Origin of the sequence: Pseudomonas sp. GM48, from assembly GCF_000282335.1 — a bacterium.
Lineage (GTDB): Bacteria > Pseudomonadota > Gammaproteobacteria > Pseudomonadales > Pseudomonadaceae > Aquipseudomonas.
Window position 1 is genome coordinate 18,038 of record NZ_AKJM01000009.1, and the last position, 11,610, is coordinate 29,647.

Genomic DNA, 11,610 nt, shown 5'->3' on the forward strand with positions numbered 1-11,610 from the left:
GGTTTGCAATGGGCGCTATCTTGAATCTGGTCGAACGCAACCTGCACGAAGTGCAGGTCGATGCCGACCGCATGCTGTTTCACATCCCCAGCAGTTCGCTGTTTGCCAGCGATGAACTGACGGGCACCATCATCGATACCCTGCGCGGTCCCGGCTGCTCCTCGGACGACCTGATCCAGCGCCTGGCCGCGCGTTTCAACGGCGAGGAAATCACCGAGACCCTGCGCGAGCTGATGGCCCTGGAACTGGTCAGCGACGGTTCGCCGCTGACCCCGGACATCGCCACCAAGCGAGTCGAGCGCACGGCGATCAATACCGTGGTGCTCAACGTCAACACCGGCTGCAACCTGAGCTGCACGTATTGCTACAAGGAAGACCTCGACAAGCCGTCGGCCGGCAAGAAGATGGACGTGGAAACGGCGATTGCCTCGGTGGAAATGCTGCTGCGCGAATCCCCGGATGAAGAGCGTTTCACCGTGGTGTTCTTCGGCGGCGAACCGCTGAGCAACCGCAAGCTGATCGAGTACATGGTCGACTACTGTGAGAAGCGTTTTCGTGAGGCGGGCAAGTTCGTCGAGTTCGTCATGACCACTAACGCCACACTGCTCACCGAAGAAACCGTGGACTACCTCAACGCTCACCGTTTCGGGCTGTCGGTGAGTATCGACGGGCCGAAAACCGTGCACGACCGCAACCGCATCACCGTGGGCGGGCAGGGCACGTACGACGTGGTGCGGCGCAAGGCGGAGATGTTGCTGTCGCGCTACAACAGTCGTCCGGTGGGGGCGCGGGTGACGCTGACCACCGGCGTGACCGACGTCGAAACCATCTGGGATCACCTGTTCAACGAACTGGGGTTCGCCGAAGTCGGCTTTGCCCCGGTGACGTCCGGCGACATCAGCAGCTTCAACCTCACCAGTGATGAATTGGTGGACGTCTTCGCCAACATGAAAAAACTCGGCAAGCGTTACCTGGAAGCGGCGCTGGAACACCGCAACATCGGCTTCTCCAACCTGCACCAATTGATCACCGACATTCATGAAGGGCACAAAAAAGCCCTGCCGTGCGGCGCGGGCCTGAAGATGCTGGCGGTCGATCACAAGGGCGAGCTGAACCTGTGCCACCGCTTTACCGGTTCGAGTCTGCCGACCTTCGGCAACGTCCACAGTGGCGTCAAGCAGGTGGAGTTGAACGACTTCCTGTCCCAGCGCCTGGACCGCACCAACACTGGCTGCGAAGACTGCCAGATCCGCAATCTGTGTTCCGGCGGTTGCTACCACGAGAGCTACGCGCGGTACGGCGATCCGACTCACCCGACTTATCACTACTGCGAACTGATGCGTGACTGGGTCGATTTCGGCATCGAGGTTTACACCCGGATCATGGCCCATAACCCTGCGTTCATCAGCAGTTACATCACTCCGCGCAAGGCTCACTGATATGAAACATCTCAAGGCAATCAATAACAAAGCGTTGAAGCTGGATCAGGCCGCGGACGAGAACCGCATTGAAGAAGTGGTGGCCATGAGTTCCGTGGCGGGCTGTGCCTCGACCACCGACCCGGGCTGGGAAATCGATGCGTTTGGCGGTGTGTCGTCGCTGTGCCAGCCGATGGAGGCCGATCTCTACGGGTGCTCCGACCCGTGCTGGTGGCCGGCCCAGGTGCCCGACATGATGAGTACCTACCCGGACTGGAACAAGGATGCCCAGGCGTCCAACGAAAACTGGCGCAACCTCGGCACTGTCTTCCCCAAGGACAAGTGATGCCCTTGAAAGCAGCGTATAACAAGAAGGATTCCAGCATGCACAGCATCAAAGCCTGCGGCCTGGCCGCGTTTGCCGTCCTGAGCAGTTGTTCGGTCAGTGTCCTGGCCGATGAAAACACCGCGTTGCAAGACGGTCACGAATACATGTTGACCACCAATTACCCGAACAACCTGCACGTGATCGACCTGGCCACCGACACCTTGTACAAGACCTGCAAGATGCCCGACGCCTTCGGCCCCGGCACCGTGCAGCTGTCGCCGGACCGCAAGACCGCCTATGTGCTGAACAATCACTACGCGGATGTCTACGGCGTCGAACTGGACAACTGCAAGCAGGTGTTCCACGCCAGCATCACCCAGAAGCCGGGGGAGAAAGCGAGGTCGATGTTCGCCTTCACTCTCAGCCACGACGGCAAGGAACTGTTCACCATCGCCAACCCGACGCTGATGATGAACGATCGGTACGAAGTGCAGCAGCCTCGGCTCGACGTGTATGCCACCGATGCCGGGATGGACGCCAAGCCTGTGCGCAGTTTCCCGGCGCCACGGCAGTTGACCATCATGCAGAGCGGCGACGACGGCACGCTGTACGTGGCGGGGGCGGATGTCTACAAGGTCAATGTGAAGACCGGAAAGTTCGACGTGCTGATCCCCAGCCGTCACTGGAAACGCCCGAACTACAGCGCACCGGACGTGCTCTACGTGTGGAACCAGCAGACGTATCGGCATGACTTCTCGCTGCTCTACACCGCGGCGAAGTTCAAGGACAAAAAACAGGACCCGGCCACGGCCGAATACCTGTACGGCCTGTTCAGCGTCGACCTGAAGACCGGCAAGACCGAAACCACCGATTTCGGCCCACTGACCGAAATCTACTTCAGCGGCATGCGCTCGCCCAAGGATCCGAACCTGATGTTTGGCGTGCTCAACCGCCTGGCCAAGTACGACATCAAGCAGAAGAAAATGCTCCAGTCCGCCACGCTCGATCACTCGTACTACTGCATTTCCTTCAACAAGGACGGCAGCAAGATCTACCTGGCGGGGACATTCAATGACGTGGCGATCTTCGATGCCGACAGCTTGAAGCAGACTGGCAGCATCAAGTTGCCGGGCGGGGACATGGCGATTACCACGGCGCAGATTTTTGTCCGGTAATTGCGGCGCCTGAACTGACGCCTTCGCGAGCAAGCCCGCTCCCACAGTGGATTTGTGGTATTCACAAAAACTGTGGGAGCGGGCTTGCTCGCGAAGAGGCCCTCAAAAGCACCGAAAAATCAAACCCCCGGCACCGGGCAGCTCAAATCCCCCTCCTGGCACTTCAGGTAGTTCTTGAACGTCTGGGTTCGGGCCTTGGTCAGTTCCGTGGTGCAGTTGCTGTAGATCAGCGGATAAACACTGCCCGCCGTCACCCCGGACGCCGAGAACTTGCACTCGGCATCGCGGAACGCAACCCACGCCCGCTGCGCACTCACCAACTGCTTCTTGCTGTCCGGATTGCTCTTGAGTCGCGAAGTGATCTGCTGGTACAGCGCATTCAATTCCTTGTCGGCGGCCGTATTCTGCTGCGCCGCGCACTGGTTCATCGTCGCTTGGTCGCTGGCGTTGTCGCAGTCCACGGCGAATGCCATGGAGGTGAACAACAGGGGCAGCAGCGCCAATAATAAGCGTGGGTTCATGCTGGAGTGCTCGCTGTGACCGAATGTAGAGGTGCAGTGTAGCGCCGAGATGGAATCAGCCCACTACGCTTGCCATTGCGAGTGCTTTTCCACCGATTCGTATTCAAGCCATGGCACATCATGAGACGTCCAGATATGCGCTTGGGGCGTCATCTGCGGATCGCTATCCAGTGTCGCCACACGAACAATAACGTGAGGCTGGGCCAGCCGTTCGGCCATCAAATGTGCACCGCAGACCGAACAGAAATGCCGAAACTTGCCCGGTGACGATTCGTAGCGGCTCAGGCGATCCTGGCCTTTGGTCCAGCGAAAGTGCTCGCGCATGACCCCGGCGGTCGATGCAAAAGCCGCCGCGTGAGCCTTGCGACAGGTTTGGCAGTGACAGTGACTGATGGGCATGTCGAGGCAATCGAGTTCGTACTCGACGGCTTTGCACAGGCAACTGCCGCGCAGGTTTTTCATGGATGACTCCTTTCGGGGCGATTTCAATGGGGAACGTTAGCAGTTTCGATTCTCTGACTATTCTCCTGCTCCAGAACTTATCGGTGTAAATGCAACCGAATATCTCAGGTATGGTTGATTGCGCATCCCGATTGGTACAACTTTAGGGTTGGTCTTGTGATCTTACTGACCTACTGTTCAAGTACAGGAGGTGACTTATGAACCCAGCATCTGATCGCATCGAAAGGAAAGTCCTGCTCAAGGCCAAGCGTTCACAGGTCTGGCGAGCGATAGCCCATGCCGAAGAGTTCGGGAAGTGGTTTGGCGTGGCGCTGGAGGGCAAGCGCTTTGTGGCAGGCGAATGGACCCAGGGGCAGATTACCTATCCCGGTTATGAGCATTTGCTTTGGAATGTACTGGTAGAGCGGGTCGAACCGGAACGGCTGTTTTCGTTTCGCTGGCATCCGTATGCGGTAGAGCCTGATTTCGATTACTCCCAGGAGCCCACCACACTGGTGAAATTCGAGCTCGAAGACATGGACAACGGCACGTTGCTCAAGGTCTCCGAGTCCGGTTTCGACCACGTTCCCCAGCATCGCCGCCTCAAGGCATTCCGCATGGACAGTCGCGGCTGGGATGAACAAATGAGCAATATCGAACAGTTTCTACTGGCCAAGGCACACGAACATCAGGGTGTTTGAGCGAAACTCGCGGCCTCCGGGCCTGAGGCGTCTAAGGGTTTTCGGAAGGGGGCTTATAGCGAATGTCTTACACGCGCTGGTAACGATGTCGCCTGTTACAGATTGGATCCGATGCGTAATCTGGCCTCACCCACTGAAGCACAGGATGTGCTCAGGATCATGGATGATCGACCATATGCAAGGAATGCTACGACAAGGAGTCGTCATGGTCTTGGAAAAACCCGCTTCGGCGGGTTTTTTTGTGGGCGTCTGAAAAATCGTGGCGGCAGAAGCCGGGCTCCTGCCGCCATTTTTTCACTGCCGGTCGAGTTTCGCCGCCGCGCGCTCGGTGATTTCCGCCCGCAGCTTCAACGAGCCGGCAGCCCGCTTGCGAGCCTCTTCCAACACACTGGCCGGGGCCGTCTCGGGGCAGCCCGCGGTAAACGGCGGGGCCGGGGCGTATTCCAGTTGCAGTTGCACCAGCTCGGCGGTGGCCTGGTCGAACAGCTCGGCGGCCAGGGTCAGGGCAAAGTCGATACCGGCGGTGATCCCGCCCCCGGTCAGCAGATTGCCGTCGCGAACCACCCGATCCTTTACCGGAATTGCGCCCAGCGGCTTGAGCAATTGGTGATACGCCCAGTGGGTGGTGGCGCGTTTGCCCTTGAGCAACCCCGCCGCGCCAAGCACCAGCGCGCCGGTGCATACCGACGTGATGTACCGGGCGTTGGCGGCCTGGGCCTTGAGGAAGTCCAGGGTTTGGTCATCTTCCATCAACGGCCCGACACCGCTGCCGCCGGGGACGCAGATCACGTCCAGCGCCGGGCAATCGTCGAAGGTGGTGGTCGGCTTCAACATCAGGCCGGTGCTGGCAGTGACCGGCATCAGGTCCTTCCAGACCAGATGCACTTTCACATCCGGCAGCGAGGCCAGTACGTCATAAGGGCCGGTCAGATCCAGTTGCTGAACCTGTGGAAACAACAGAAAACCGATCTGCAACGTCATGGTGTTTTTCTCGTGAAGTGGGTGGACGGTTTAACTGTAGGCCCGTAGGCTTTGGCGTATACGCCAATATCCCCACGAATTACGCCAAATGCATAAAACCATCCACGTACTCGCTTTCGCTAACGTGCAATTACTCGACGTTACCGGTCCGTTGCAGGTATTCGCTTCGGCCAACGACATTGCCCGTCAGCAAGGCCTGCCGCCACCCTATGCGCCGACGGTGATTGCCAGCGGCGGCGGGGCGGTGATGTCGTCGGCGGGGTTGGCGCTGTTGGCCGAACCGTTACCGGACGAGGGCACTGATACCTTGATCATTGCCGGTGGCTGGGGCGTTTACGCGGCGGCGCAGGATGCGCCATTGGTCGCCTGGGTGCGCGAACATGCCCATGGCTGCCGGCGGGTTTCCTCAGTGTGCACCGGTGCGTTTCTGCTGGCGGCCAGCGGCTGGCTCGATGGCCGGCGCGTGGTCACCCACTGGACCCGCTGCGAGCAATTGGCACAGCAACACCCGCAATTGCACGTCGAGCCCAACCCGATCTTCATCAACGACGGCCCGGTCTGGACCTCGGCCGGGGTGACCGCCGGCATCGACCTGGCGCTGGCCATGGTCGAGCAAGACCTCGGGCGCAACATGGCCCTGGAAGTCGCCCGGCAACTGGTGGTGTTTCTCAAGCGTCCGGGTGGTCAGTCGCAATTCAGCGTGACCCTGTCCCTGCAAAAAGAAGGCAACCGATTCGACGAACTTCACGCCTGGATCAGCGAAAACCTGACCCAGGACCTTGGCATCCCGACCCTGGCCTTGCAGGTCGGGATGAGCGAACGCAGTTTCGTGCGCCACTACCGCGCCGACACCGGCCAGACGCCGGCCCGGGCCATCGAACTGATCCGCGTCGAAACCGCACGGCGTTTACTCAGCGACACTGGCGTGCCGATCAAGCGGGTGGCGGTGCAATGCGGCTTCGGCAGCGAAGAAACCCTGCGCCGCAGTTTCCTGCGGGCCATGGGTGTGACGCCGCAGGCTTATCGGGAGCGTTTTTCGGTCGGTGCTGGAGCAGATTCCGCCATGACTTGAGCCCCTTGCTATCAAGTTTCCGTTTCCGCCACCTGATTGAAATACTTCGCCCGATCCGGCGTAAACGTCACCACCATGCCTGTCCGTGAACAGGTCAGTGCCCGTTCCTGTACCAGATCCACATCCAGATCTTCCCCGCGCAGTCCTTGCCACTGTGCGAGGTATTTGAGCGAACCGTACTTTTCGAGTTTCTTCAGGCTGCGGCTGACGCCACCTTTCCAGCCCAGTACCGGCAACTCGCCGGCGCGGCACTGTTGGGCGAGGTCGGGGAAGCGAGCGGCGCGCTGGCGGCCGACTTCCCAGCATTTGATCAGGCCTTTGTCATCAGCCTCCCAGAGTTCTTCGCGGTTCAAACCGGTTCGGAGCGGGGCGTCAATGCTGCGTTGGATGCGTTGGGTCATTCTGGTTCCTTGAATTCGGGTTGTGTTGGACAGCTCCGCTGTACCCTTGATAGTCGATGTTAGGCGGGGATTTAACAGCCGGCAACCGGGTGTTTTCGGGATGTTGCAAGCTGTTTTGTTTAAAAAATGTAGGACTTGGATTGCACAAGATCTGTGGCGAGGGAGCTTGCTCCCGCTGGGTTGCGAAGCAACCCCAAAACCTGACAGTGCAGTCTGTCAGGCATCCGGCGTCTTGATGGTTTACGACTGCTGTGCAGCCGAACGGGAGCAAGCTCCCTCGCCACAGGGATCAGGTTGTCTCTGAATTTGTGTTTAACACGACATCATGGCTGCCAGACGTTTTTCTCCCCACTCAACCGTCGATCCAGAAAACACGCCGCACTGATCAACGCCAGATGCGTCAATGCCTGCGGCGTGTTGCCCATATGCCGTCCATGGCTGTCGAATTCTTCGGCATACAACCCCAGCGGGTTGGCGTACCGGAGCAGTTGTTCGAACTCCAGATGGGCCTTGTCGAGCCGGCCGGCGCGGGCCAGGCATTCGACGTACCAGAACGAGCACGCGGCGAACGCGCCTTCGCTGCCGGGCAGGCCGTCGATCTGGCTGTCGTCGTTGCGATAGCGGTAGATCATGCCGTCGCGCACCAGGTTCTTTTCGATGGCTGCCAGGGTTGCCAGCCAGCGTGGGTCGCGGGCACTGACGAAGCGCACCAGCGGCATCAGCAGCATCGAACCATCCAGGCCGGTGCCGCCGATGTGCTGGACGAAATGCCCGCGCTCTTCGCTCCAGAAGTTTTCCCAGATGTCGGCGTAGATCGCCTGGCGAGTCTGGTCCCAACGCGCGAACGGGGCGGGCAGCGAGCGTTTGGACGCCAGGCGGATGGCGCGGTCCAGGGCGACCCAGCACATCAGCCGTGAATGCAGGAAATGGTGTTGCTCGCCGCGCATTTCCCAGATGCCGACATCCTTTTGTTCCCAGGTTTCACAGACCTGATCGATCACTTCCACTGTGTGTTTCCAGCCTTCATGGGAGATGGCTTCGCCGTATTTGTTGACCAGGTAAATCGCGTCCATCAGCTCGCCAAAGATATCGAGCTGAACCTGTTCATACGCCTGATTGCCGATGCGCACCGGTTGTGCGCCACCATGACCGGACAGGTGCGCCAGCTCGATTTCCGGCAACTCCTGGCGACCGTCGATGGCATACAGGATGTTGAGTTTCATCGGCTTGCCCCGACAGTCGCTGACCCGCCCGCGCAACCAGCGCATGTAGGCGTTGGCCTCTGCAACGAAGCCCAGGCGCATGAACGCGTAGACGGTGAACGAGGCGTCGCGGATCCAGGTGAAGCGGTAGTCCCAGTTGCGTTCGCCACCGGGGCTTTCCGGCAGGCCAAAGGTGGCGGCAGCGAGAATCGCGCCGTATTTGCGCGAGGTCAGCAGCTTCATCGCCAGGGCCGAGCGGTTGACCATTTCGCGCCAGCGACCACGGTAGTTGGATTGGCCGATCCAGTCGCGCCAGAACTTCAGCGTGCGCTGCAGGCACAGTTCGGCAGCGCCTTTCCTGAAACGCGGATCGTCGATGGCGCCGAGCAGGAATTCGCTGGTCTGGTCCTGGTCGAGGGTGAATCGGGCGACCGCCACGTTGTCGTCGATGCGTAAAACCTGATCCGAAGATAGCCGCAGGGGTGGTTGATCGGCGGCCTCGAAGATCACGTCGTTCTTATCCATGCGAGCGTGGGTGCTGGCACGAGCGTAGTCATGGCGCACAGCGCAGCGCATGTGGAACGCGGCGCGGCCGCTGACCACACGGATCCGTCGCATCAGCAGCGGCAGGTCTTCCTCGGTGTCGCCGATGGGCAGCAGGTCAGTGACTTCGACCACGGCGCGGTCGCTGAGCCAGCGGGTTTGCAGCACGTTGGTGTCGGGGAGGTAAATCTGTTCGCGGCGGGCATCGGGTAAATCCGGGGAGAGTTGGAAAATTCCGGCCTCGGGGCTGTCCAGCAGCGAGCAGAATATCGATGGGCTGTCGAATTCAGGCCAGCAGAAAAAATCCACGCTGCCCTTGTCGTTGACCAGCGCCGCGCTGCGCATGTCACCAATGATGCCGTGGGCGTCGATGGGGCTTTGGCGTTCGGGATGATCAGCCATTGTCGTGAATCTCCGGGAACCTGGGGCCTAAGCAGGTGACTGGTTTGGGTGGCCGAGAGTTCATTTGGCGGGGTGGTAGTGGTGGTTTTTCGGGCCTCTTCGCGAGCAAGCCCGCTCCCACAATGGCCGGCGTACACCGCTCAAATGTGGGAGCGGGCTTGCTCGCGAAGGGGCCTTCACACTCAACCAACAATTCCACACTTCCCCCGCAATCAGCCGTTATGGCAACGTGCAGTCCCCTGATGAGACCAGCCCCATGGCAAACCCCTATCGCGAGTTGTTCAACGCCCCCGGAAGTGGCGCATTCGTACTGGCCGGGATGATCGCGCGCATGCCGATTTCCATGACCGGCATCGGCCTGATCACCATGCTCTCGCAGTTGCAGGGTGGCTATGGAATGGCTGGCGCGGTGGCGGCGACGTTCGCCCTGGCCACGGCGTTTTGTGCGCCACAGGTATCGCGGCTGGTGGATCGATATGGCCAGGGGCGGATTCTGCCGGTGGCGGCATTGCTTGGTGGTGGGGCACTGTTGCTGCTGTTGCTGTGCACGCGGTTGCAGGCGCCGCACTGGACGCTGTTTGTCTTCGCCGCGCTGGCCGGTTGCATGCCGAGCATGTCGGCGATGGTGCGGGCGCGCTGGACCGTGGTGTATCGCGGCCGCCCAGAGTTGCAGACCGCCTACGCCCTGGAGTCGGTGCTGGACGAAGTCTGCTTCATTGTCGGGCCGCCACTGTCGGTGGGGTTGTGCGTGGTGGCATTTCCCGAGGCCGGGCCGTTGGCGGCCTTGCTGGCGCTGGCCATCGGCGTCACCGCGTTTGTCCTGCAGCGCAGCACGGAGCCGCCGGTGCATCCCCATGAAGAACAGCACCAGGGCTCGATCATCCGCTCTCGTGACATTCAGTTGCTGATGCTGTTGATGGTGGCCATGGGCACCATCGTTGGCGTGGTGGACGTGGTCAGCGTTGCCTTCGCCCGGCAACAGGGCCAACCGGCGGCGGCGAGCATCGTGCTGTCGGTGTATGCCATCGGCTCGTGCCTGGCCGGATTGGCGTTCGGCGCACTGCGCTCGAAAGTGCCGCTACCGCGCCTGTATTTGTATGGCGGGGTAGCCACGGCGGTGACTACCTTGCCGTTGCTGCTGGCGGTGAATATTTTCGGCTTGTCGCTGGCGGTGTTTGTCGCCGGCCTGTTTTTTGCCCCGACGCTGATCGTCGCCATGGCCCTGGTGGAGCAGATCGTGCCGCCGGCCAAACTCACTGAAGGCCTGACCTGGCTGGTGACCGGGTTGAGTATCGGCGTGGCGATTGGCGCCGCCGGCTCCGGTTGGCTGGTGGATGCCTTCGGCGCGCGCAGCGGGTTCTGGCTGGCAATTGCGGCGGGGGCTGTGGTGCTCGGCTCCGCAATTCCAAGCTATCGCCATCTGAAATGAAGATCGACCTGTGGGAGCGGGCTTGCTCGCGAAGGCGTCGTGTTAGTCGACATCAATGTTGCATGACACACCGCCTTCGCGAGCAAGCCCGCTCCCACATTTGGATCTGCGACTAATTCCGGCTACACCTCATCCGTTCTCCAAACAGACAACTTTCGAGGTAAGCCCGGTGACCCAGCTGACATTGCTGTGCCTGCCCTATTCGGGCGCGAGTGCCATGGTCTATAGCCGCTGGCGGCGCAAGCTACCGCAGTGGCTCAAGCTGCAACCGGTGGAGCTGCCGGGGCGGGGGGCGCGCTATGGCGAGCCCTTGCACACCGACATGCGGCGCCTGGCGCTGCAACTGGCCCAGGAACTGAAAGCCACGCTCAAGGCACCGTACGCGTTGTTCGGGCACAGCATGGGCGCGCTGCTGGCCTGCGAGATGGCCCACGCGTTTCGCTCACTGGGTTGCCCGGAGCCGGTGGCGCTGTTCGCTTCGGGCACCGCCGCGCCGACGATGCGCGCCGATTACGATCGTGGTTTTGCCCAGCCCAAAACCGACGCCGAACTGATCGAGCAACTGCGCACACTCAACGGCACCAGCGAAGAGATCCTGGCCAACGAAGAACTGATGAGCCTGACCCTGCCGGTGCTGCGTGCGGACTTCCTGTTGTGCGGGCGTTTCGAACCGCTGCAGCGACCCCTGCTCAAGTGCCCGGTGCATGTACTCGGCGGCAAGAACGACCGCGCCACCACCGAGCAATTGATCGGCTGGAGCAAGGAAACCCGTGGCAGTTTTTCGCTGGACATGCTGGCGGGCGGGCACTTCTTCATCCATGAGCATGAAGCGAAAGTGCTGCGGGTGATCAAGGATCAGCTTGAGGTGCATCATCGGCGGCACTCCATGGCGGTCACTGCCTGACTCGGTCAGTGTGGGAGCGGGCTTGCTCGCGAAAGCGGTGTATCAGACGCTATGCATGTGACTGACACACCGCCTTCGCGAGCAAGCCCGCT

Annotated in this window: 12 protein-coding genes; 7 read left to right on the top strand and 5 right to left on the bottom strand. The window is 60.7% G+C overall.

Annotated features, from left to right (window positions below; all coding sequences use genetic code 11):
- Positions 1-8: 8 nt before the first annotated feature.
- Genes peaB through peaD form a run of 3 tightly spaced genes read left to right on the top strand, consistent with a single transcriptional unit; the run spans position 9 to position 2,921 of the window.
- Entirely contained in the window at positions 9-1,439 is a 1,431-nt protein-coding gene (gene peaB, locus PMI28_RS26920; RefSeq protein ID WP_007981716.1) for a quinohemoprotein amine dehydrogenase maturation protein, read from the top strand.
- Position 1,440: 1 nt separating this feature from the next.
- Positions 1,441-1,764, top strand: a complete 324-nt coding sequence (qhpC, locus tag PMI28_RS26915) for a quinohemoprotein amine dehydrogenase subunit gamma (protein WP_007971075.1) — start codon at positions 1,441-1,443, stop codon at positions 1,762-1,764.
- 38 nt (positions 1,765-1,802) lie between these two features.
- Positions 1,803-2,921, top strand: coding sequence for a quinohemoprotein amine dehydrogenase subunit beta (peaD, locus tag PMI28_RS26910; protein WP_033063031.1), 1,119 nt, complete (start codon positions 1,803-1,805; stop codon positions 2,919-2,921).
- 119 nt (positions 2,922-3,040) lie between these two features.
- On the opposite strand, the gene PMI28_RS26905 is transcribed toward peaD, so the two are convergent.
- Together PMI28_RS26905 and PMI28_RS26900 are read right to left on the bottom strand one after the other, a co-directional pair.
- Entirely contained in the window at positions 3,041-3,442 is a 402-nt protein-coding gene (locus tag PMI28_RS26905; protein ID WP_007981720.1) for a lysozyme inhibitor LprI family protein, read from the bottom strand.
- A gap of 63 nt (positions 3,443-3,505) precedes the next feature.
- Positions 3,506-3,904 (bottom strand): GFA family protein, encoded by a 399-nt coding sequence (locus PMI28_RS26900; protein WP_007981722.1) that lies wholly within the window; start codon positions 3,902-3,904, stop codon positions 3,506-3,508.
- 197 nt (positions 3,905-4,101) lie between these two features.
- Between PMI28_RS26900 and PMI28_RS26895 the strand changes: the two genes are divergently transcribed.
- Complete coding sequence (locus PMI28_RS26895) at positions 4,102-4,584, top strand: SRPBCC family protein (protein ID WP_007981724.1); 483 nt, start codon at positions 4,102-4,104, stop codon at positions 4,582-4,584.
- A gap of 294 nt (positions 4,585-4,878) precedes the next feature.
- Here the strand turns inward: PMI28_RS26895 and inhA are convergent, their stop codons facing one another.
- Positions 4,879-5,565, bottom strand: a complete 687-nt coding sequence (inhA, locus tag PMI28_RS26890) for an isonitrile hydratase (protein ID WP_007981726.1) — start codon at positions 5,563-5,565, stop codon at positions 4,879-4,881.
- A gap of 88 nt (positions 5,566-5,653) precedes the next feature.
- Here inhA and PMI28_RS26885 point away from each other — a divergent pair, with 88 nt between their 5' ends.
- On the top strand, positions 5,654-6,637 hold the full coding sequence (locus PMI28_RS26885; protein WP_007981728.1) for a GlxA family transcriptional regulator: 984 nt from the start codon (positions 5,654-5,656) through the stop codon (positions 6,635-6,637).
- A gap of 11 nt (positions 6,638-6,648) precedes the next feature.
- On the opposite strand, the gene PMI28_RS26880 is transcribed toward PMI28_RS26885, so the two are convergent.
- Both PMI28_RS26880 and PMI28_RS26875 read right to left on the bottom strand, forming a co-directional pair.
- Entirely contained in the window at positions 6,649-7,038 is a 390-nt protein-coding gene (locus PMI28_RS26880) for a hypothetical protein (RefSeq protein ID WP_007981730.1), read from the bottom strand.
- A 323-nt stretch (positions 7,039-7,361) separates the two neighbouring features.
- Positions 7,362-9,185: a glycoside hydrolase family 15 protein gene (locus PMI28_RS26875; RefSeq protein WP_007981732.1), complete on the bottom strand. Its 1,824-nt coding sequence runs from the start codon at positions 9,183-9,185 to the stop codon at positions 7,362-7,364.
- Between the two features lie 256 nt (positions 9,186-9,441).
- Here PMI28_RS26875 and PMI28_RS26870 point away from each other — a divergent pair, with 256 nt between their 5' ends.
- Both PMI28_RS26870 and PMI28_RS26865 read left to right on the top strand, forming a co-directional pair.
- The gene (locus PMI28_RS26870) at positions 9,442-10,614 is read left to right on the top strand and encodes an MFS transporter (protein ID WP_007981734.1); all 1,173 of its coding nucleotides are present in this window, start codon (positions 9,442-9,444) and stop codon (positions 10,612-10,614) included.
- Between the two features lie 169 nt (positions 10,615-10,783).
- Positions 10,784-11,518 carry a thioesterase II family protein gene (locus PMI28_RS26865; protein ID WP_007981735.1) on the top strand — a complete coding sequence of 245 codons (735 nt, stop codon included), beginning with the start codon at positions 10,784-10,786 and terminating at the stop codon, positions 11,516-11,518.
- The last annotated feature ends 92 nt before the right edge of the window (positions 11,519-11,610 follow it).

Coding starts and splice junctions, on each gene's coding strand:
- peaD (WP_033063031.1), top strand. CDS start 1,803: ATGCACAGCATCAAAGCCTGCGGCCTGGCCGCGTTTGCCGTCCTGAGC.
- PMI28_RS26895 (WP_007981724.1), top strand. CDS start 4,102: ATGAACCCAGCATCTGATCGCATCGAAAGGAAAGTCCTGCTCAAGGCC.
- qhpC (WP_007971075.1), top strand. CDS start 1,441: ATGAAACATCTCAAGGCAATCAATAACAAAGCGTTGAAGCTGGATCAG.
- PMI28_RS26905 (WP_007981720.1), bottom strand. CDS start 3,442: ATGAACCCACGCTTATTATTGGCGCTGCTGCCCCTGTTGTTCACCTCC.
- PMI28_RS26880 (WP_007981730.1), bottom strand. CDS start 7,038: ATGACCCAACGCATCCAACGCAGCATTGACGCCCCGCTCCGAACCGGT.
- PMI28_RS26900 (WP_007981722.1), bottom strand. CDS start 3,904: ATGAAAAACCTGCGCGGCAGTTGCCTGTGCAAAGCCGTCGAGTACGAA.
- PMI28_RS26870 (WP_007981734.1), top strand. CDS start 9,442: ATGGCAAACCCCTATCGCGAGTTGTTCAACGCCCCCGGAAGTGGCGCA.
- PMI28_RS26885 (WP_007981728.1), top strand. CDS start 5,654: ATGCATAAAACCATCCACGTACTCGCTTTCGCTAACGTGCAATTACTC.
- peaB (WP_007981716.1), top strand. CDS start 9: ATGGGCGCTATCTTGAATCTGGTCGAACGCAACCTGCACGAAGTGCAG.
- PMI28_RS26875 (WP_007981732.1), bottom strand. CDS start 9,185: ATGGCTGATCATCCCGAACGCCAAAGCCCCATCGACGCCCACGGCATC.
- inhA (WP_007981726.1), bottom strand. CDS start 5,565: ATGACGTTGCAGATCGGTTTTCTGTTGTTTCCACAGGTTCAGCAACTG.